This window comes from Pseudoalteromonas sp. AWM4_233 (genome assembly GCF_056158285.1).
Genome location: NZ_JBSWSZ010000001.1, coordinates 3,270,398 through 3,290,114, shown reverse-complemented (window position 1 = coordinate 3,290,114; position 19,717 = coordinate 3,270,398). Strand labels below are relative to the sequence as shown.

The 19,717-nt window shown below is 41.4% G+C and carries 21 protein-coding genes and 1 riboswitch; of the genes, 9 read left to right on the top strand and 12 right to left on the bottom strand.

Annotation, left to right across the window (positions count from 1 at the left end):
* The 7 genes from ACXAC4_RS14945 to ACXAC4_RS14915 are packed head-to-tail and all read right to left on the bottom strand — an operon-like array spanning nt 1 to nt 5,398.
* Complete coding sequence (locus ACXAC4_RS14945; protein WP_475162970.1) at nt 1-441, bottom strand: DUF2799 domain-containing protein; 441 nt, start codon at nt 439-441, stop codon at nt 1-3.
* A 10-nt stretch (nt 442-451) separates the two neighbouring features.
* A complete protein-coding gene (locus tag ACXAC4_RS14940) occupies nt 452-1,831 on the bottom strand; it encodes a tetratricopeptide repeat protein (RefSeq protein ID WP_475162968.1) in 1,380 nt (459 codons plus the stop codon).
* Between the two features lie 3 nt (nt 1,832-1,834).
* The gene (locus ACXAC4_RS14935; protein WP_475162965.1) at nt 1,835-2,515 is read right to left on the bottom strand and encodes a hypothetical protein; all 681 of its coding nucleotides are present in this window, start codon (nt 2,513-2,515) and stop codon (nt 1,835-1,837) included.
* A gap of 1 nt (nt 2,516) precedes the next feature.
* Nucleotides 2,517-2,924, bottom strand: a complete 408-nt coding sequence (locus ACXAC4_RS14930) for an ExbD/TolR family protein (protein WP_058031064.1) — start codon at nt 2,922-2,924, stop codon at nt 2,517-2,519.
* Nucleotides 2,912-3,319: a MotA/TolQ/ExbB proton channel family protein gene (locus ACXAC4_RS14925; RefSeq protein WP_138560522.1), complete on the bottom strand. Its 408-nt coding sequence runs from the start codon at nt 3,317-3,319 to the stop codon at nt 2,912-2,914. The genes ACXAC4_RS14930 and ACXAC4_RS14925 overlap by 13 nt, the downstream gene beginning before the upstream one ends.
* A gap of 1 nt (nt 3,320) precedes the next feature.
* Nucleotides 3,321-4,610, bottom strand: a complete 1,290-nt coding sequence (locus ACXAC4_RS14920; RefSeq protein WP_475162961.1) for a MotA/TolQ/ExbB proton channel family protein — start codon at nt 4,608-4,610, stop codon at nt 3,321-3,323.
* Complete coding sequence (locus ACXAC4_RS14915; RefSeq protein WP_475162958.1) at nt 4,607-5,398, bottom strand: DUF3450 family protein; 792 nt, start codon at nt 5,396-5,398, stop codon at nt 4,607-4,609. Before ACXAC4_RS14915 ends, ACXAC4_RS14920 begins: the two co-directional genes overlap by 4 nt.
* Before the next feature lie 249 nt (nt 5,399-5,647).
* A riboswitch (cobalamin riboswitch) is annotated at nt 5,648-5,844 on the top strand.
* A 37-nt stretch (nt 5,845-5,881) separates the two neighbouring features.
* On the opposite strand from ACXAC4_RS14915, the gene ACXAC4_RS14910 reads away from it, so the two are divergent.
* Nucleotides 5,882-7,735 (top strand): TonB-dependent receptor domain-containing protein, encoded by a 1,854-nt coding sequence (locus ACXAC4_RS14910; protein ID WP_475162955.1) that lies wholly within the window; start codon nt 5,882-5,884, stop codon nt 7,733-7,735.
* 69 nt (nt 7,736-7,804) lie between these two features.
* Here the strand turns inward: ACXAC4_RS14910 and ACXAC4_RS14905 are convergent, their stop codons facing one another.
* The 4 genes from ACXAC4_RS14905 to gmk form a co-directional block, all read right to left on the bottom strand.
* Nucleotides 7,805-8,197 (bottom strand): RidA family protein, encoded by a 393-nt coding sequence (locus tag ACXAC4_RS14905; protein ID WP_138478434.1) that lies wholly within the window; start codon nt 8,195-8,197, stop codon nt 7,805-7,807.
* A gap of 7 nt (nt 8,198-8,204) precedes the next feature.
* Nucleotides 8,205-10,325, bottom strand: coding sequence for a bifunctional GTP diphosphokinase/guanosine-3',5'-bis pyrophosphate 3'-pyrophosphohydrolase (gene spoT / locus ACXAC4_RS14900; RefSeq protein WP_475162951.1), 2,121 nt, complete (start codon nt 10,323-10,325; stop codon nt 8,205-8,207).
* 422 nt (nt 10,326-10,747) lie between these two features.
* Nucleotides 10,748-11,023 (bottom strand): DNA-directed RNA polymerase subunit omega, encoded by a 276-nt coding sequence (gene rpoZ, locus ACXAC4_RS14895; protein WP_058031056.1) that lies wholly within the window; start codon nt 11,021-11,023, stop codon nt 10,748-10,750.
* A 102-nt stretch (nt 11,024-11,125) separates the two neighbouring features.
* On the bottom strand, nt 11,126-11,749 hold the full coding sequence (gene gmk, locus ACXAC4_RS14890; RefSeq protein ID WP_475162947.1) for a guanylate kinase: 624 nt from the start codon (nt 11,747-11,749) through the stop codon (nt 11,126-11,128).
* 153 nt (nt 11,750-11,902) lie between these two features.
* On the opposite strand from gmk, the gene ACXAC4_RS14885 reads away from it, so the two are divergent.
* Nucleotides 11,903-13,690, top strand: coding sequence for an EAL domain-containing protein (locus ACXAC4_RS14885; protein WP_475162944.1), 1,788 nt, complete (start codon nt 11,903-11,905; stop codon nt 13,688-13,690).
* 66 nt (nt 13,691-13,756) lie between these two features.
* Nucleotides 13,757-14,572: a substrate-binding periplasmic protein gene (locus tag ACXAC4_RS14880; RefSeq protein ID WP_475162942.1), complete on the top strand. Its 816-nt coding sequence runs from the start codon at nt 13,757-13,759 to the stop codon at nt 14,570-14,572.
* A 63-nt stretch (nt 14,573-14,635) separates the two neighbouring features.
* On the opposite strand, the gene suhB is transcribed toward ACXAC4_RS14880, so the two are convergent.
* Nucleotides 14,636-15,439 (bottom strand): inositol-1-monophosphatase, encoded by an 804-nt coding sequence (suhB, locus tag ACXAC4_RS14875; RefSeq protein WP_138478446.1) that lies wholly within the window; start codon nt 15,437-15,439, stop codon nt 14,636-14,638.
* Between the two features lie 245 nt (nt 15,440-15,684).
* On the opposite strand from suhB, the gene trmJ reads away from it, so the two are divergent.
* The 6 genes from trmJ to hscB all read left to right on the top strand — a co-directional run bounded on the left by trmJ (nt 15,685) and on the right by hscB (nt 19,711).
* Entirely contained in the window at nt 15,685-16,413 is a 729-nt protein-coding gene (gene trmJ, locus ACXAC4_RS14870) for a tRNA (cytosine(32)/uridine(32)-2'-O)-methyltransferase TrmJ (RefSeq protein ID WP_138560529.1), read from the top strand.
* Nucleotides 16,414-16,595: 182 nt separating this feature from the next.
* Complete coding sequence (gene iscR / locus ACXAC4_RS14865) at nt 16,596-17,087, top strand: Fe-S cluster assembly transcriptional regulator IscR (protein WP_058031051.1); 492 nt, start codon at nt 16,596-16,598, stop codon at nt 17,085-17,087.
* Nucleotides 17,088-17,110: 23 nt separating this feature from the next.
* Entirely contained in the window at nt 17,111-18,325 is a 1,215-nt protein-coding gene (locus ACXAC4_RS14860; protein WP_475162940.1) for an IscS subfamily cysteine desulfurase, read from the top strand.
* Between the two features lie 43 nt (nt 18,326-18,368).
* Nucleotides 18,369-18,752 carry a Fe-S cluster assembly scaffold IscU gene (iscU, locus tag ACXAC4_RS14855; RefSeq protein ID WP_058031049.1) on the top strand — a complete coding sequence of 128 codons (384 nt, stop codon included), beginning with the start codon at nt 18,369-18,371 and terminating at the stop codon, nt 18,750-18,752.
* Nucleotides 18,753-18,763: 11 nt separating this feature from the next.
* The gene (iscA, locus tag ACXAC4_RS14850; RefSeq protein ID WP_058031048.1) at nt 18,764-19,087 is read left to right on the top strand and encodes an iron-sulfur cluster assembly protein IscA; all 324 of its coding nucleotides are present in this window, start codon (nt 18,764-18,766) and stop codon (nt 19,085-19,087) included.
* Nucleotides 19,088-19,186: 99 nt separating this feature from the next.
* Complete coding sequence (hscB, locus tag ACXAC4_RS14845; RefSeq protein ID WP_475162938.1) at nt 19,187-19,711, top strand: co-chaperone HscB; 525 nt, start codon at nt 19,187-19,189, stop codon at nt 19,709-19,711.
* Nucleotides 19,712-19,717 lie beyond the last annotated feature (6 nt).

Below are 19,717 nucleotides of genomic sequence, written 5' to 3'. Positions count from 1 at the left end.
TTAATGTTTTTGAGGTGCAACATACTTTTTTTGCTGAGATCTTAGTTGCTCTCTTCGAGCAAATTCAGCCTGTTTTAACTTTTCATCTCTTGTTTTCTTACCAATTTTATAGCCTTTTTCAAATTCTTGCCGTATTTCTAATGGACAACTGTGATTTAACTCTAACCCTTCTTGACCTCTTTTAAATCCATTATCAAAAGTACAGTAAGATATTAATCCGTCACTAAAGCCATCTATATAGCTTTTTTGTGCAGTTGGAGTTAATTGTTTTGCACATTGTTGCTTAAAGGCATCAAAAATACGGACACTTTTTCCTGTAATAGCACTGTTTTGCCCAAATTCATACCATTCACTTTCTGAGGCATTGCAGGCCATTTGGGTTGTATTCGACTGGCAGCCAATTAACAGGCTGAGTGGTAAGCAAATTAAGAGTCTTTTCATTTTGTAGTCCTTAAGTTTTCTGCTGCTCTTTTGTTTTAATAATGTTTTCTATTAATGTTATTTGTTGCCATATACCTTTTGTTTCTTTGTATTGATTTGCAATATTTTTAAGAGTGTTGAGTGCGGCTTGGTAATTTTGTAAATCGACATAGAGCTGAGCTCTAGCGAGCAGGGCTTCTTTTTTCGAATCATTTAGAGCTTCAGCCCGCAATAGTAAGGTTTCTGCTTGAGTAAACTGTTTATTAGATGCTAGATAATTAGCGTATTCAATTAATGCCATACCATTATTAGGGTTCTTCTCTATTGATAGCTTGAAATTTTCAACAGCTTTTCGCGTGCCATTTAATTGCTGTGCAATCAGGGCATGGTGAAGGTAGATTACACTTTGCTTGTGTGCCGACATGGTTTGTACTTTAGTTTCAAGCGACGCCAGAATTTCTTGGCTTTGAGACCATAATCCCCTTTGACCGAGCCAAGTTAAATAGGTGTTGAGGCTATTCATTTCAAGATCAAAGTTATTCAAATGATAGCTAATAAGTTCTACGGCTCTATCAAAGCTATCAAGTTGCATGTGAAGCTGAGCTGCTATTTTGTAATTGTTTTGCTGCTCGTTACCGAGCAGTATTGCCATTTCTAAAGATGCTAATGCTTCTACGTTATTATCTAGTTCAAGTTTAAGTATTGCTTGATTTAGCCATAACTTATGATCGTTCGGGTGCTTGGCAATAAGTTCGCTTAGAAGCGCTTGCGCAGCCGGGTACATTTTGGCTTGCGTTAAAGCAATAAATAACCCTTGCTGCCACTGTTCTTGAGTTGGTTCTAATGAGAGTGCTTGCTGGTACGCTGAAATCGCAGAATAGGGGCCGTGTAGGGATAAGTTTAAATATGCTAACTGACCATATATGAGAGCATCTTGAGAGCCATAGGAGATAGCATTAGAAAAGTGTTCTCTTGCTTTCTCTAACTTCCCTTTAAGTAAGTAAAGCTGCCCAAGGTCACTATGCGCCCTAATAAGTTGTGGGCTTCGGCTCAATGATGATAAGTAGGCTTTTTCCGCTTTATCATAATCTTCTAACGCGAAATATAGTTGTGCTTTTAGCATTATCATGGCAACGCTTAACTCTATTTCATAAAAAGCTTCTAGTTCCTTAAGAACTTGCTCTCTTTTCCCCTGCTCTAACAGGCTCTTTAAGCGTTCTGCTGTTTCAAGCTCTTCAGGTGCTATGTTCGCCTCTTTTTCAGTGTAAGGACCGGTAAACTGAGGTAGTACAAATGTTGGAGGCGCAACCTCTATCTTAAATTGAGAGGATGATGAGCTGGCAAATGCGACAGTGCTACACAGGCTTTGAGACAGTAGCGCAGCAATAATTATTTGTTTTAGATTCTTCATAGATTATCTGCCGTAATTGAAGTTAATAGAGTAAAAGTAAATTGCTTGTACAGCTCTGCCATCTTTCTTTGGCTTGCTGAAGATTGCATGGCTAACCCAGGCGCGGATCACTTCTTCCATTTCGGGGTAAACAGGATCAACAATGCGTTTGATATAGGGTTTGCCTGATTGATCAATGATCAATTCAACTTGTGTCTTTATTCGTTTCACTCCCTTTTGTCTAACAGATTTAGGGGGCGGGAAGTATTTTTGTCGCACGACTTGAGGCACGCGATCAAGTTTTTCGACAGCCAGTAAAGGCACATCAAGGGCTAATCGTTCTTGAATCACCTTTGCATCCATCGCGAAGTTGGGTAACTCAAGCGACTCGACTTTTGGTAGTGTCATCGTCGGTTTATCAGCATAATTAATACTAGGTCCGTCACCTAAGCTGGCTAGGTTAAGCGCGGTTTGAGACGGCTCACTACTGCTCGAAGTAGTTTTCACTGGCGGTGGCGGCGGCGGTGGAGGGGTTGGTAAAGCCACGTCTATTTTTCTGGTAATGAGGTCCGCTTTTGGTGCCACAGGTTGCTGTTTTAGTAAATGTAAGCTGAAAACTAGACCTGCAACAGTCATTGCACTTAACAGCCAGGGAGCTAAAGTGAGCGTTCCATACTTCAATGAATTATGAGTTAGAGGGGCCATATTATTGCGCCTGTGTTGCTAGGCTAATATTGCTCAAACCGGCGAGCTTAGCTTGATCAATGACTTTTACCAATAACTCAGTGGGAACGCTTTTGTCTGCTTGAATGATCAGTGGACGAGTTTGCGAGCGGCTTGCTTGCATCAATGTTGCCCTTACACCGGCAACGCCAATATTAGTGCCTGCATACATGACTTGACCGGTATCCGTTATCGCAATTAAAAATACTGACTTTTGTAACTGCTGACTGGATACGGCGTTGGGTTTATCAACCTCTACCCCTGTTTCTTTTACAAATACAGTGGTCACAATAAAGAAGATAAGTAGTATAAAGACCACATCAAGTAGCGGTGCTAAGTCGATCTCTTGGCTTTTAGATTCGGAAATTTTTTGTTTTATTAGTGAGCGCATGCCGTATTTACCTGCCAGTTAGAAACTTTGCTTCTCAAAGCGGTATGGAGCAAAAGACCAGGTACAACAAATACTAAACCTAGCTGTGTTGTGAACATCGCAGTGGCAATCCCGCCACTGATCATCTCTTGCATATCTAGTCCGTTGTTGACAGACATGAAATTAAATGTGCTTAGCAATCCACTGATTGTGCCCAAGAGTCCCAGTAAAGGTAAGGATGCAAGCAATGTCTTTAGAGCGCTTAACCAGTAATTACAACGCGCAGCCCATTGTGTGTTGCAAGTTGCGAAAGCCAGTAACGATAAAAGCTTACCGTAACTAAAAAATGCAACCCCAATCAATGTCCAAACTATGGTGTTGTTGAGTAGTTTTAGGAAGATGCTGATATCTGTCATGTTAGTGCATCGCAAATTTACTAATCTGAATTGCATTGGCTTCAAGCTTGGCGTTATAGCTTTTAGCCTTACGATTTAACAGCGCACTTATAATGAGTGATGGAATAGCAACAATCAGCCCCAGCTCTGTTGTAACTAAAGCTTCCGATATTCCTCCCGAGACGGTTGCCGCATCTCCTGTACCAAAGGTATTCATCATCATAAAGGTATTTATCATGCCAGATACAGTACCAAGTAAACCTAAAAGCGGGGCAATAGCAGCTGTTGTAGCAACAACGCCTAAATAGTTTTCCACCTTCTGTTGGTGCCGCATTAAGTAAGACACGATTTGATCGTCTCTTTGCTCTGAGATTGGTGTATCAAGCGCGATTTGAACCAGCTTTTTCTCTGCACCATCAAATGGAATTTGAGCTTCCAATGAAGTTTTTTGGGCTTTGAGTTGTTCAATGAAATCGTTACTAATGCGAGGTAAACGTATGAGTTGAATGCTTTTAAGTAGAGCTGCGATAAGTGCCAATAAGCCAAAGAATAAAATAGGTAATGCCCACACACCGCCTTTTTTAATGTGAGAAATTATCCCTTGCTGGTTATTTTGCAATTTTGTGGCATTACCAAGTGTCGGGTCAAAAGTCACACTTCCTATGCCTGTTTGATTGAGTTGTTGCAATTGCATAGCTTGAGCATTTTGGCTTACCCCTTTAACAAGGTTAGGTAGAGTTTGATTAACTGGATTTTCAAGCAACCCACCAGATTGTAATTGGGAATTATATGCCAGCTGGATGGGGCCAATATTGAGGACATTGAAAGGTTTGACCTCACCGTTTGTGCTGATCACATCAGTTTGTTGCCAGCTAGGTGCAAGATCGTCGATTAATTCGTTTCTCAGATGCCGAAATATCTCAGGATTGGCTGTGACATTGCTCGTTCCAGTATGCTCAAAAGCAATATTTTGTTGTTCTAAATAAGTTTGTAATAACAGTTTTTGGTAATTATCTTGTTCTCGCCATTTATTGATCCTGTCTGAGAGTTGCTCAATACTCATCAACTGCTCATCGGCAGTTCGTTGAATAGTTGTGGCTTGTTCTCGTAATGCTTTGACGACAGCAAGTTCTTTATTTAGTTGGGCCTGATATTTCAGAGTTTCTTCGTTAATCTTAGATTCAAGCGCCTGCAGTGACTTTTGAGAGCCTGTGATCCTGTTGACGAGCTCTTGGCTGACAGAATTAGGGGCTGCTGTAGAAGAAAAGCCTGTGATCAACAAGAAAAGTAATATTGTGAGCCGAGTGATCATAGTAAGTCCTTTTCAATGGGAGCTATTGCAAGAGGGGCATTCACAAAGGCTGCAGTTGTAGGTTTATTGAGTATAGATTTTATTTGTGCAAGAGATTGCAATAGGTCTTCTCGTGAAGAGAGGCCCAATAACTGCTGAGCTTGCTCCGTGTGGTGCCACTGCCAACCATGTTGCTCTACCCGTCCTATCCCAAAGTGTTTACCATCTTGGCTAACATACCAAGCCTGTGACAAACCCAAATAGATCTGACTTACGAGCATTTGTGTCTCCCCGCCTGCTGTAGGAATGGTCATATTGGTATTATTCAACGCAACTCTTTGATTAAACTCAGTCGCTGATTTAAACATACTTAGCAGTTTTTCTAGTTGCTCGCTGTTAGAGTAAGGTGTGCTATTAATGGTCGTTAAAGCATCTTCCCATTGAGCCTGAATAGGAGGGGGCAATAGAGGAGAGACTCTATTAATAAATTGCATTAGGCTTTTTAGCTCGGCTTCAACTAGTCGCTGATTTTCTTCAAGCTGTTGCTGTTGCTGAGTGAGTTCAAATCGCTTTTCGTCCACTTCGCTTCGCGCGTCTTTGGCTTTATTGATTAATGCACGTAACGCTGCTTTTTCTTCTTTTAGCAACTTAATTTGATTTTGTAATGATTGCTGATTTGTTTGCCAGCTTAGTTCTAGTTTGCCTTTTTGGCTCTCTAAGTCTAGCCATTGTTGCATTAACTCATAATCGGTTTGGTTGGCAAATGCATTGCTGGACAGCGCTGTCATTAAGAGGACTATATTTTTCAATTATTGTTTTCCCTGTACTCTTCTTAGTTAAAATTACCATTACAGAAATAGTTTAAATAATCAACAGTTAGCGTCATTAGTTTTTTGCATGTTCACCGAACAAAGATTTTTAATGAACTTATTATTAATTTTCATAATGTTAAGCTTAGACTTACGTTTTTGGTGCGTTGCTTATTTTTAAGCTTTTAGGATATAAAGGTTATTTTAGATTTCTAGACGTCCATTGCCTTTTTTTCATTATTTGTGCACAATAGCGCCTCTTTTCAAGGTGCTCGATTTATGGTGAGAAACACCAAGATACCTAATTGAATGAAATCGAGATAATCGGGAAGTTGGTGAATATACACGGGAAAGTATGTAGTCCAACACTGCCCCCGCAACGGTGATGTTTTAATCTTTCATGATTAATACAAAGTCCGGAGACCGGCCTTGAGCTAATTTACTTGTTGTTACTTGTGCGGTGGGCGCAAGTTTGGAATTATTATGCTTAAAAAATCTTTGCTTGGTGCTGCCGTTGCTGCTGCACTGTCTTTTTCTGTGTCTGCTGAGCAGGCTCAACCTATCGAACGTATCACGGTTACCGCGAATAAATTCTCTCAATCTATTGATAGCGCACTTGCCGCAGTGAGTGTTATTGATAGAGCTCAAATTGAGCAATCAAATGTCAGAGATCTTCCGTCTCTATTAAATACATTGTCAGGTGTCGATATTGTTCGTAATGGTGGCTACGGGCAAAAAGTGAGTGTTTTTGTTCGTGGTGCAGCCACCAAACATACACTTGTATTAGTTGATGGTGTGCGTATTAGCGATGCGAACTCTGGCGATGTGTCTTTTACTAACATTCCTGTAAATAGTATTGAGCGTATTGAAGTAGTTAAAGGCGCTCGCGCTGCAATTTATGGCTCTGATGCCATTGCTGGTGTGATCAACATTATTACGCGTGAGGCTCAACAGCATCAAGTAAACGTGACAACGGGGGCGCATAACTATTTTAATCTACAAGGTACGACTAAATTTAGTCGTGATAACTTAGATGTGAGCGTTAACTTCGGTTTTGAGCGCACTGATGGTTATGACGTAATTGCCAAAGATCCAGAAGCTGCAATCGGAAAAGATCATGATCAGGATGGCTACCTAAACCGCAACTTAGGCGTTAATTTAAACTACGATGCTGATCAGTTTGGTGTATTTAACGTCATTGGTCAGTTCAGCAGCGGTCAAGCAGATTATGATAATGCTTGGGGCAACGATGCGTATAACTTCGAAAACTTTACGAGTAAGTTAGGCTGGGAAAAGAAAACAGCAGAATTTACCCACACTGCTGCACTCAGTCTTTCGCAAGAAGAAAATACACAAACGGGCACCGCTACTGAGGATGTTTACAGTACAGAACGAACAGAATTAGAGTATCGCACTTTATATGCTCTTAACGATGAGGTGCAATTAACAGCTGGTGCGAATCTTTTAGATGAAGATTTAAGCGGCTCTAGTGCTTCTTTCTCTGAAACGTCTCGTGATAACCAAGCTGTTTTTGTCGGTGGTTTTTATGATGATGGCAAGTTTTTAGCAAGCTTAGTTACGCGTTCTGATGACTACGATTTTCATGGTCGAGCAAACACCTATAGCAGTGCTTTTGGTATCAAAGCGAACAAGTATGTGAGCGTGCATTTCAACCACGGTACAGCATTTAGAGCGCCTTCTTTAACTAATGCTTTTGTGAAAGACAGCCCTTGGTATCTACCAAACCTAAATATTAAACCAGAAGAAGCAACCAACAATGAGCTAGGTCTGAGTGTCACAACTGACTCTGTTCGTTATGAATTTGCAATTTTTAGCAATCAAATTGATAACCTAATTTCTAATCAATATGATGCTGATACTGGCAAATATATTCCTTACAATGTTGACAGTGCAACCATGAAAGGTGCTGAGCTGAGCTTAACTACTTCGACATATGGTTTCGATCACAACGTAAACTTAACCTTCTTAGATGCTAAAGACGATACGAAAGGCACAGATCTTCCTCGTCGTCCAAGTAAGTCATTTAACTACACAATTTCAAAGTCATGGGAAAAGTTAAACGTTAATGCGAGTATGCAATATCGTTCGGATAGACCATCAATTTCTTTCTACAACACAACTTTACCATCTTATACTGTATTTAATTTAGCAGCTAACTATGCGTTATTTGATGCATTGGAGCTCAATGCTCGAGTTGAGAACTTAACTGACAAGTCTTACTTCACGGCGGGCTCAGGTTTTGCGAAAAGTGGAGAATTACTAGGTTATGTACCTTTAGGGCGTCAGTTATACGTAGGCGCAACTGTTCAGTTTTAACCTCTAACGGTACTTAGAAAATAAAAAAGCCAGTCAATGACTGGCTTTTTTGATTAAAACTTTTATCAATTAGTTTGTTGAAGGCAGCTCCATGATGCCGTCAATCTCGATTTGTACACCTTTAGGTAATTCTCTTACACCGATAGCTGCACGTGCAGGGTATGGCGTTGAGAAGTGTTGGCTCATGATCTCATTTACTGTTGCGAAGTTGCTTAAATCAGTCAGGAAGATATTTACCTTAACCATATCTTGTAAGCGACCTCCTGCGGCTTCACACACTGCAGTTAGGTTTTTAAACACCTGTTGCGTTTGTTCTGCAAAGTCTTCTGAGATCACTTCCATCGTTTCAGGCACTAATGGGATCTGGCCAGATAGATAAACAGCAGTACCTACTTTAACCGCTTGGCTGTATGTGCCGATAGCTGCAGGTGCATTGTCTGTTGAAATAATTGCTTTGTTCATAATAATCCTACTTTTTACGGTATACACGTTGAACGTCAGGCATCACCCTGATCTTGCGCATCACATCCGCGACGTGAACACGGTCTTTAACCGTGATACCTAAATCAATAATATATAAGTTACTTTCTTTTTCGTCAGTGGCAATTTCGACGATATTTGCGTTGGTACTTGCCACTACGCTGGTTAATTTTGCAAGCGTACCTTGGTGGTTGATGATTTCAACTCTAAGACCTGCAATATATTCTTTCTCTGGGTTGTCATCCCATTTTACGACGAAATACTTCGAACGTTCGCTTTCCCAACCTTTAATGTTTTTACACTCTTGGCGGTGAACATTTAAGCCCTTACCTTGGCTCACATAAGCGGTGATGGCATCACCTGGCACTGGACGACAGCATTTCATGTAGTTAACTAGCATGCCTTCAGTACCAATGATCGCTGCTTTTGCCTTTTTAGCTAAGTGTTCAATACTGCCATCATCTTCGTCAAGATCATCATTTTGCAATAAGCGCTTAGCAATCAGTACACTCATGATGTTGCCACAGCCAATCTCAACCAGTAGTTCGAGCATGGTTGAAAGTTTGTGCTCTGCTAGTACACGGTCAATTTGTTCTTGTGAAATATCACTTAATTGATATTCGCCAAGGGCAGAATCGAGTAAACGACGGCCTAGTTCGAGCGCTTCTTCTTCGCGTTGGCTCTTTAGATAGTTGCGAACACCTAAGCGCGCTTTACCTGTAACAATGAAGTTTAACCAAGTGGCGTTAGGGTGAGCACCAGAGCTGGTAATCACTTCTACGGTTTGACCGGTATCGAGTGCTTTACTGAGCGGATAAGGTTTACGATTTACTCGTGCACCTACACAAGTGTTACCGACATCAGTGTGTACCGCATAAGCGAAGTCGACGGCAGTTGCACCCATAGGGAGCTCTACAATGCGGCCATCTGGCGTGAAGACATAGATTTCTTCTGGGAATAGCTCAGTCTTAACGTTTTCAACGAACTCAAACGATGAACCAGCACTTTGTTGTAATTCAAGTAGGCTCTGCATCCACTGACGAGCGCGTTGCTGTGCCGTATGGCCAGCACTGTCACCGGCCTTTTTATACATCCAATGCGCAGCAACCCCTTTGTCAGCCATTTGATCCATATCGTGGGTACGAATTTGGATCTCGACTGGAATACCATGTGGGCCAACAAGTGAAGTATGTAGTGACTGGTAACCATTGGTTTTTGGTACGGCAATATAATCTTTGAAACGTGTTTCGATTGGCTTATATAAGTTATGAGCCACACCGAGTACACGATAACAAGTATCTAGGTTATCAACAGCAATACGGAAAGCATAAATGTCCATGACTTCGTTGAACATCAATTCTTTATTGAGCATTTTTTTGTAAATGCTGTATAGGTGCTTTTCACGGCCGCTGACATTCGCTTCAATACCAGCTTCTTCAAGACGAGATTTGATTTCGTTTTGAATATTGCTGATCACTTCTTTACGGTTACCGCGAGCTTTTGCGACTTCTGATTTTAGAGCGCGATGACGCATTGGGTAAAGCGCTTGAAAACCTAGGTCTTCTAATTCATTTTTAATGTCATGAATACCAAGACGATTTGCAATAGGCGCAAAGATTTCTAGCGTTTCACGGGCAATACGACGACGCTTATCAGGGCGAAGTGCGCCAAGTGTACGCATGTTGTGGGTTCTGTCGGCAAGCTTAATCAAAATAACGCGGATATCTTGCGTCATCGCCATGATCATTTTGCGATAGTTTTCAGCTTGGAATTCTTTTTTATCTTTAAAGCTGAGTTTATCTAACTTACTTACACCCTCAACAAGCTCCGCGACTGTATTACCAAAAATCTCTGCAAGATCTTGCTTGCTGAAGTCGGTGTCTTCAATCACGTCATGCATGAGTGCCGCCATGAGGGTTTCATGGTCTAAACGCATGCTGGCGAGAATTTGAGTCACTTCAACTGGGTGAGTGATATACGGCTCGCCACTAGAGCGAGTTTGCCCTTCATGGGCTTCACGCGCCACCACGTAGGCTTTTTGAACCAGTTCTACGTCAGCGGGGGAAAGGTATTCTGAGATCTTTTGCTTCAGGCCTTCAAAAAGATACATTCACACTCCAATGTTCCAGTGAAGTAATATGATGCTATGAATATACGATGAATTATCAGAGAAACCAATGGCTAGCTGTGACTTTTATGCCTACGGAAGGTAATTAACCTGAACTATGGGTAATAAATCTATCTCCAGAGGCTACTTTCAACGCTAACAGCGTTGAATTCACTTGCAATAGGCCCGCTATTGACGCGCAAATTCGCCTTGCCTACATGGATGTAGGTACCTTGGCGATAGCAGGACGCGTGAGCGGCGTTAGCCTTAAAAGTCTCCGTCTGTAGATTAAAGGTATTTATCAATTCAATATTAAAGCTTTAGTAAATCTCTTAACCAAAGTTCAGGCTAATATTTTGTTATTGACCACTAGAAACAACAAAGCCAGCGTTAAAGCTGGCTTTGAGTATGAAGTGCAGGAGGTTTTAGCTGTTACCGCCAACAATTGCAGCAACCGCAGCAAGCTCTGCAGCTTCTTGGTTTTGTTGCTCTTCACGATCGATCATATCAAGAGACGAGTTGTTCACAAGTCCTTGTTCGATCTCACGTAGAGCGATTACAGTTGGCTTATCGTTTTCAGCATCAACCATAGGATCTTTACCACCTACAGAGATCTGACGAGCGCGACGCGCCGCTACTAGGATTAAGTCAAAACGGTTACCAATTTTATCTACTGCATCTTCTACAGTTACGCGAGCCATCGAAGCACTCCAAAGTTATTCATGTCGAATTGGTAAGTTTACTTGATGCAAACCAATTCTCCAATAGGTGGTTAAAAATTTATCTTGTTTAAATGAGTGAGATTAAGCCAATAACTCAGCAATTAAACTTTGATGACGGTGTTTTTGTGCATCTAGTTCAAGGCGAGCAGCCATGACAATATGTTCAAGTTGCATTAGAGCTGTATCAAAATCATCATTTACTAATACATAATCGAACTCATCATAGTGCGAACTTTCTGATTTTGCTTCCGCCATGCGGCCTGCAATCACTTCTTGAGAATCTTGTCCGCGGTTATTTAAGCGATTTTCAAGCTCAGCTTGCGACGGCGGTAAAATAAAGACCGTTTTTACTGATGGCATTAATTCACGAACTTGGCGCGCACCTTGCCAATCAATATCTAAAAACACATCAATGCCTTGCTCAAGTTGAGACTCTATCGCCGCTTTTGAAGTGCCATAGTAATTTTCGAAAACTTGCGCCCATTCAAAAAAGTCGCCCTGATCAATCAAGGCTTTGAATTCATCTACACTGACAAAGTGGTAGTGTTCACCATTGTTTTCACCTGGGCGAGGGCCGCGAGTAGTGTGAGAAACTGACACTTTAATATCAGCATGTTTTTCTAACAGTGCTTTGATCAGGCTTGATTTACCAGCACCAGAAGGCGCTGAAAGAATAAATAAATTACCGCGAGTTTGTGATGTCATAATTAAATCTGTGGCTTGAAACGTGATTTGGTTTCTAAAAGCATATTTTAAACTCTGTAAGTTTAATTGGCTAGAACAGATTTCGAGCGCAATAAAATTGTCATACAGTGGTTGTAAACTAGTCAGATACTGTTTCTGTTTTGGTGATCTGCAGTGGAGAATGGTCGCATAGAGGCGTTTAAAATTGACGCGCAGAGTTTACAAACAATTTTAGACGAACGCTTGGTTGAGTCCTTATTTCAACCAATTTGCGATGTTGCGCGACAAACTATTTTGGGCTTTGAAGCATTGAGTCGTGGCCCTAAAGGATCTGAGCTAGAATCACCAAATGCCTTATTTGCAGCAGCACAGCGTTTTAATAAGCTCTCTGAATTAGAACTGTTATGCCGTGAAAAAGCGATTGAGCGCTTTGCTGAATTAGACTTGTCGGGCAAACTATTTCTAAATGTTAGTCCGAATACCTTGCTAGACCCAAACCACCCTAGAGGTGAAACTCTGCAGCTTATTCAGCAATATGGCTTACAGGCCAATCAAGTTGTGATTGAAGTGACAGAGCAAGATAAAGTAGATGACGGCTTTTTGTTGCTTAAAACCATCGGCCATTACCGTAAATTAGGCTTTAATATTGCCATTGATGATTTAGGGGCGGGTTATTCAGGGTTAAAACAGTGGTCAGAGTTACAACCTGATTTTGTAAAGATCGATCGCTACTTTATTGATCATTGCGATCAAAGTTTGGTTAAACGTGAGTTTTTAAAGTCAATTATTGAACTTGCCAAAGCAACGCGTACAGCTGTCATAGCTGAGGGTATTGAACGCGCTGAAGAATTAGCTTTAATCACGCAGTTGGGCATTACCAATGCGCAAGGTTTTTTAATAGCACGACCCGCACATGTTCCATTGAATGCCTATCCAAATACCCTAAAAGAGTCGAGCCAAGCACAAGGAAATGTGATGCATCGAGGTTTAGTTAAAGCAATTGGCGAATTAACGCATGTCACCCCAGCGGTATTAAATGATGTATTGTGTCAAGACGTACATCGTGTGTTTGAAAAAGATAAGCAGTTGATGAGTCTCGCTGTCGTTGATGAGCAGCAAATGCCTTTGGGCTTACTTCACCGTGATCAATTAACAGAAGTTTTTGCAGCACCTTATGGTCATGCTTTATATGCTAAAAAGCCTTTGGCTTCTCTCATGGACAAACAGCCCTTAATTGTTGATGAGCAAACTCAACTAGATGAAGTGAGTCAGTTAATTACGGAGCAAGACTTTGATATTCGTCGTCACATTGTGGTAACGCAAGGTGGGAAGTATTTAGGTTTGGTACCACTTAGAGCGATTTTAAAACACATTACCGAAGAAAAAATTCGTAATGCCCAGCATGCAAACCCGCTCACTATGTTGCCTGGTAATGTCGCAATTAACGAAGCCATAGAACAGCGACTGTTAAATAAACAAGACTTCACCTTGGCATATATCGATTTAAATCACTTCAAGCAGTTTAATGACTTGTATGGTTATGCCAGTGGCGATGGAGTGATAAAGCTCCTAGCTGATGTGATAAGTGAATGTTGTGCAGGCTTTTCTGGGTTTGTTGGACATATTGGTGGTGATGATTTCATGGTGGTGTTTGATGGCGATGATGCCGAACCACTTTGCCGAGACATTATTAATGAGTTCGAGTTGAAGTCTAAAAGCTATTTTACCGCTGAGCATGTCAAAGCTGGGGGTTATTGGGCGACAAACCGAGAAGGACAGCAGCAATTTGTGCCTTTGCTCACACTATCTATTGGTCTGGTGTCACCACATGTGGATAGCTGTCATAACAGTCATCAGGTCGCGGCGCTTGCAACGGATGCAAAAAAGGAAGCCAAACGTTATCGCAACAGCTATTTATTTGTGGCAAATAAGCGTCGACCAACAGTGGCGATTGTTTCTTAATCAGAAATACTTGAGTCATGGCTCTATTTTGGGTAGCTTAGAATAAAATGAGTGGGAGCCCACTATATGCAGAGACTCATCAATTTTTTCATTATTATAAGCGTTTGTGCTGCTTTTCAGCTTCAGGCAAAAGAAACTGAAACCATAAAAGTCGCGAAAGAACCAAGAAAGCTTTATGGGCGAGATCATTACCTTTATGAGTTGCTCGATAAAGCGTTAAAAGCTGCAGACGCCACTTATGACTACGAGCATGTCACTGTTCATCCTCATCAACAGCGTACTTTGATGGCACTCTCGTCAGGAAAAGTTGACTTGCATTGGAGTATGACCAGCCCTGATCGTGAGCAAATCGCAATAGCCATTCCTGTGCCTTTATTTAAAGGCTACATAGGTAAGCGGGCGATCATGGTGAAAAAAGAACGTCTTGCGCAGTTCGCGGAACTTAAAAGCATTGAACAATTAAAAGCATTTACCGCAGTACAGGGGCATGACTGGCCTGATACTAAAATATTGGCTTTTCACAACCTGCCGATAAAACCACTCTCTAATTATCAAGCTATGTTTAAATTATTAGCTGCCGGTAGAGTGGACTACTTTCCTCGTTCTTTCATTGAAGTGAACTCTGAGCTTGAAGAAAACCCGGATAAATTTGTGTTATTGCCGAATGTATATTTGGAATATCCCACAGCATTTTATTTCTTCGTAAATAAAGCAAAGCCACAATTGGCAGATGACCTAAAGCGTGGATTGAATAAGTTAAAAAATAGCGGTGAATTTGATGCGTTATTTTCGCGTTATTTTGAAAAAGATCTAGCGCGGTTATCTATGTATCAGCCTGATAAGGCTATCAGGTTGAAGAACCCGTATTTTAATGCCGAATAAATTACTTTCGACAAAACAAAAAAGGAGCCGGTGGCTCCTTTTTTAAACCCAATACACTCGTAATTACTTTAGTAATGACTCAGTTAATGTCGGGCGAATTTCTTTTACGATCTGTTGGCAAAGCTTAGGTGAACCACACACGATGTTACCGCTCTTCGTGTAGTTAGTACCGCCTGCAAAATCAGTGATCATGCCGCCAGCTTCTTTGATAAGTAACTCACCAGCTGCTGTGTCCCAAGGCTTAAGACCGATTTCGAAGAAACCATCAATACGACCAGCTGCAACATAAGCCATATCTAGTGCTGCAGAGCCTGCACGACGAATATCAGCTGTGTGAACAAATAGCGCTTTAAATGCATCAGTATATGCATCAATGTGGTGCTTTTGCTTAAATGGGAAACCAGTCGCTAGCACAGTACCTGCGATTTCGTTGTTTTTAGCAACACGAAGACGCGTGCTGTTTAGCTGTGCGCCTTGACCACGAGAAGCAGTGAATAGCTCACTACGTACAGGATCATAGATAACTGCTTGGTCTAAACGACCTTTTACTTTAAGTGCGATTGAGATGGCATAATGAGGAATGCCTTTGATGAAGTTTGTTGTGCCATCTAATGGATCGATGATCCACTGGTAGTCAGCATCTTTACCCTCGGTAACACCTAGCTCTTCACCCACGATTGAGTGCTCTGGATACGCTTTTAAAATCGTTTCACGGATGATAGCTTCCGCTTCTTTATCTACGTTAGTAACAATATCGTTGCTGCCTTTTTGTTGGGCTTCAACACGTGATAAATCTTCACTTGCACGTAAGATCACTTTAGCTGCATTACGCGCAGCGCGTACCGCAATGTTTAACATTGGATGCATAGCATTACCTTTGGGTTGTAAAAGAACAGTATAAATTCGTTGCCTACTGACAATGCAGTAAGCACAGGACGGCGTATTCTAGCGATTTTTGCCTTAAAGTAAACCCAAAAAACAAAATAAAAATGTTGTTTTTTTAACCGTGTTGAAATTGCTATTAAAAAATATAAACGAAGATTTTTGAGTGGCAGAAAAAGGCTGTGGTAAACTTAGCCAATTATCAATTTTCGTCGTAAAGGCTTAGTGAAATGGCATTAGAAGATATTCGTATTGTGTTAGTTAACACCTCTCATTCTGGCAATATTGGTTCAGTTGCACGTGCAATGAAAACCATGGGGTTATCAAAACTATATTTAGTTGACCCGGCTTGTGAGGTGGATAGCCACGCCAGTGCGCTTGCAGCTGGTGCAACTGACGTATTAGGTAATAGCGTGACGGTGAGCAAGTTAGAAGAAGCCATTGCTGACTGTTCACTGACCATTGGTACAAGTGCGCGTTCTCGTACCTTATCTTGGCCAATGGTAGAGCCAAGAGAGTGTGCTCAAAAATTGGTTGATGGATCTGAAAGCGGCCCTGTAGCTTTAGTTTTCGGTCGTGAAAACAGTGGCTTGACTAATGAAGAACTGCAACTTTGTAACTACCACGTATGTATTCCTGCAAATCCTGAATATAGTTCACTAAACCTTGCGATGGCTGTCCAAACCCTTACCTACGAAACGCGTATGGCGTTTTTAGATAAGCAAGACAAGCCAGTAGAAGAAGACGACACAGTTTACCCAAGCTCGCAGCAAATGGAGCTTTTCTACGAGCACTTAGAAAGCACATTGAAAGAAACCGGCTTCATCATCAAACAGCATCCAGGCATGGTAATGACCAAGCTAAAGCGTCTGTTTAATCGCGCCCGTCCAGAAGATCAAGAGCTTAATATTTTACGCGGTATTTTGACTTCAATTAACAAGTCTACAGGCAATAAATAACCCCTGATTATTTTTTGTTTAATACTTGACTAATTTAGTCGGGTAATTACAATGAGCAGTACTTGAGTAAATTACTCAGGTATTGCACTTGTTACTTTAGTGGTAAGTGTAGTGAGTAATACTTGACTATCCTAGTCAGGTAATTAAAATTCACCACCTGATAAAACGCTGAGGGGGCAATAATGAAACTAACATCTAAAGGCAGATACGCAGTCACAGCGATGCTCGATGTTGCTTTGCACGCCGATGTTGGCCCAGTTCCTTTAGCTGATATTTCTGAAAGACAAGAAATATCATTATCTTACCTAGAACAATTATTTGCTCGTTTACGTAAACATGGCTTAGTGAGCTCTGTGCGTGGACCGGGCGGCGGCTATTTACTTGGCCGAGATTCGCAAACTATCTCTGTAGGTGATGTGATTAATGCAGTCGACGAGTCAGTTGATGCAACCCGTTGTCACGGTGAAGGCGGCGGTTGTCAAAACGGCATGCGTTGTTTAACTCACACACTATGGTCTGATCTAAGTGAGCGTATTGCTGAGTTTTTAAATAATATTTCCCTAGCTGAGTTAGTCGCCAAATCTGATGTGCAGTCAGTTGCTTCTCGTCAAGATAGCGCTGTTAAAACTGCCATAAAGCAACTAGATAACATTCAAGTGAGCTGTCAACTTTAAGTTGGCGTCAAGCGGAGAAACCAATGAAATTACCGATATACCTAGATTATGCAGCAACCACTCCGGTTGATCAGCGCGTTGCAGATGAAATGATGCAATGTCTGACTATGGATGGCAATTTTGGTAACCCAGCATCACGTTCACACCGTTTTGGTTGGCAGGCCGAAGAGCTAGTGGACCAAGCGCGTAACGATATCGCTGATTTAATTAATGCAGATCCGCGTGAAATTGTTTTCACTTCAGGCGCGACAGAATCAAATAACCTAGCAATCAAAGGCGCAGCTAACTTCAACAAGAAGAAAGGCAAGCACATCATCACGGTTAAAACTGAGCACAAAGCCGTTTTAGATACATTCCGTGAGCTAGAGCGTCAAGGTTTTGAAGCAACTTACTTAGAAGTTGAAGAAAACGGTTTACTTGACCTTAAAAAGTTAGAAGCAGAAATGCGTGATGACACAGTACTTGTGAGCGTGATGCACGTGAACAATGAGCTAGGTGTTATTCAAGATATTACGACTATCGGTGAGATGTGTCGTGAGCGCAAGATCATGTTCCACGTAGATGCAGCACAAAGTGCAGGTAAAGTAAAAATCGACTTACAAGAACTAAAAGTTGATTTCATGTCTTTCTCTGCGCACAAAATCTATGGTCCTAAAGGCATTGGTGCACTTTATGTTCGTCGTAAGCCACGTGCTCGTCTAGAAGCACAAATGCACGGTGGTGGTCATGAGCGTGGTATGCGTTCTGGTACGTTAGCGACTCACCAAATTGTAGGTATGGGTACAGCTTTCCGTGTTGCTAAGCAAGATTTCGAAAAAGACCATGCGCACATCAGCACGCTTCGCAAGCGTTTACTTGATGGCTTGATGAGCATGGATGAAGTGTATTTCAACGGTGCGATTGATCAATCAGTGCCAGGCATTTCAAACATCAGCTTCAACTTTGTTGAAGGTGAGTCATTACTAATGGCTGTAAAAGACATCGCGGTTTCTTCTGGTTCTGCATGTACTTCAGCAAGTCTTGAGCCATCGTATGTATTACGTGCACTAGGTCGTAATGACGAGTTAGCACATAGCTCAATTCGTTTCAGCATCGGTCGATTCACGACTGAAGAAGAAATTGATTACACTGTTGAGTTACTTAAAAACTCAATTGGCCGTCTTCGTGAAATGTCTCCACTTTGGGAGATGCACCAAGAAGGTATTGATTTAGATAGCGTTGAGTGGACTCACCACTAATTTAACGTGTAGCAAGTTTATAGCGGGTAGCGAGGAAAGAATTATGGCGTACAGTGATAAAGTAATTGATCACGTAGAGAACCCAAGAAACGTAGGTGCTCTAGATAAAAACGATCCAAGCGTTGCAACAGGCATGGTGGGTGCACCTGCATGTGGTGACGTGATGAAGCTGCAGATCAAAGTGTCTGAAGAAGGCGTTATTGAAGATGCTAAGTTCAAAACTTATGGTTGTGGTAGTGCGATTGCATCATCTTCACTGGTAACAGAGTGGGTGAAAGGTAAAACACTAGATGAAGCTTCTGAAATCAAAAACACAGATATTTCTGCTGAGCTAGAATTACCACCGGTAAAAATTCACTGCTCAATTCTAGCTGAAGATGCGATTCAAGCTGCAATTGCAGATTACAAAAGCAAACAAGCTAAATAAGAGAGAGCGGCATGGCAGTAACATTAACTGACGCGGCAGCTAATCGCGTTCAGACATTCTTAGCTAATCGTGGTAAAGGCATCGGTCTTCGTTTAGGTATTAAAACGACTGGCTGTTCAGGCTTAGCTTACGTATTAGAATTCGTAGACGAGTTAGACGAAGGTGATGAAGTGTATGAGCATAATGGTGTTAAAGTCATCATTGATGCGAAAAGCATGGTTTACCTTGACGGTACAGAGCTTGATTACACGAAAGAAGGTCTAAACGAAGGGTTTAAGTTTACCAACCCGAATCAAAAAGACGAATGTGGCTGCGGCGAAAGTTTTACAGTGTAACTGACCTTGCTGTTGTTAACAAAGCCCTGCCTTGGTAGGGCTTTGTTGTATAATATCATTTAGCATAATAATTTTAGCGCTTTTGAATGAGTTAACCTAATGCATTACTTTGAATTGTTTGATATTCCCGTTTCATATGATGTTGATCTAAATGCCATTAATACCCGCTATTTAGAATTACAACGCATTGTTCACCCAGACCGATATGCCGGAAAAAGTGAACGCGAAAAACTGCTGGCTGTACAAAAAGCCGCAGAGATCAACGATGCATTAGCAGTGTTAAAACACCCTGTGAAACGTGCTGAGTATATGCTGAGCGAAAAAGGCAAAGACATTCGTGCTGAGCAGCAGACTTTACAAGATCCGATGTTTTTAATGCAGCAAATGGAACTGCGAGAAGCGCTAGAAGATCTTCCGCAGAGTAACGATCCTGAAGCGGCTATCGAAGATTTTGAACAAGAAATTAAGCTACTTGATAAACAATATTCAGCACAACTCGCATCACAATTGAACAGTGATGACGATGCACAGTTAGACGCTGCAGCTGATAACATTCGAAAGCTAAAATTTGTATACAAATTGCGTGATGAATTAGCACGCATAGAAGACAGTTTATTCGACTAAACCAAA

Bases quoted from the DNA above. Each gene is read 5' to 3' on its own strand.
- suhB (WP_138478446.1), bottom strand. From the start codon at position 15,439: ATGCATCCAATGTTAAACATTGCGGTACGCGCTGCGCGTAATGCAGCT.
- ACXAC4_RS14905 (WP_138478434.1), bottom strand. From the start codon at position 8,197: ATGAACAAAGCAATTATTTCAACAGACAATGCACCTGCAGCTATCGGC.
- ACXAC4_RS14940 (WP_475162968.1), bottom strand. From the start codon at position 1,831: ATGAAGAATCTAAAACAAATAATTATTGCTGCGCTACTGTCTCAAAGC.
- spoT (WP_475162951.1), bottom strand. From the start codon at position 10,325: ATGTATCTTTTTGAAGGCCTGAAGCAAAAGATCTCAGAATACCTTTCC.
- gmk (WP_475162947.1), bottom strand. From the start codon at position 11,749: ATGACATCACAAACTCGCGGTAATTTATTTATTCTTTCAGCGCCTTCT.
- iscR (WP_058031051.1), top strand. From the start codon at position 16,596: ATGAAACTAACATCTAAAGGCAGATACGCAGTCACAGCGATGCTCGAT.
- ACXAC4_RS14925 (WP_138560522.1), bottom strand. From the start codon at position 3,319: ATGACAGATATCAGCATCTTCCTAAAACTACTCAACAACACCATAGTT.
- iscU (WP_058031049.1), top strand. From the start codon at position 18,369: ATGGCGTACAGTGATAAAGTAATTGATCACGTAGAGAACCCAAGAAAC.
- iscA (WP_058031048.1), top strand. From the start codon at position 18,764: ATGGCAGTAACATTAACTGACGCGGCAGCTAATCGCGTTCAGACATTC.
- trmJ (WP_138560529.1), top strand. From the start codon at position 15,685: ATGGCATTAGAAGATATTCGTATTGTGTTAGTTAACACCTCTCATTCT.
- hscB (WP_475162938.1), top strand. From the start codon at position 19,187: ATGCATTACTTTGAATTGTTTGATATTCCCGTTTCATATGATGTTGAT.
- ACXAC4_RS14880 (WP_475162942.1), top strand. From the start codon at position 13,757: ATGCAGAGACTCATCAATTTTTTCATTATTATAAGCGTTTGTGCTGCT.
- ACXAC4_RS14920 (WP_475162961.1), bottom strand. From the start codon at position 4,610: ATGATCACTCGGCTCACAATATTACTTTTCTTGTTGATCACAGGCTTT.
- rpoZ (WP_058031056.1), bottom strand. From the start codon at position 11,023: ATGGCTCGCGTAACTGTAGAAGATGCAGTAGATAAAATTGGTAACCGT.
- ACXAC4_RS14945 (WP_475162970.1), bottom strand. From the start codon at position 441: ATGAAAAGACTCTTAATTTGCTTACCACTCAGCCTGTTAATTGGCTGC.
- ACXAC4_RS14930 (WP_058031064.1), bottom strand. From the start codon at position 2,924: ATGCGCTCACTAATAAAACAAAAAATTTCCGAATCTAAAAGCCAAGAG.
- ACXAC4_RS14860 (WP_475162940.1), top strand. From the start codon at position 17,111: ATGAAATTACCGATATACCTAGATTATGCAGCAACCACTCCGGTTGAT.
- ACXAC4_RS14935 (WP_475162965.1), bottom strand. From the start codon at position 2,515: ATGGCCCCTCTAACTCATAATTCATTGAAGTATGGAACGCTCACTTTA.
- ACXAC4_RS14910 (WP_475162955.1), top strand. From the start codon at position 5,882: ATGCTTAAAAAATCTTTGCTTGGTGCTGCCGTTGCTGCTGCACTGTCT.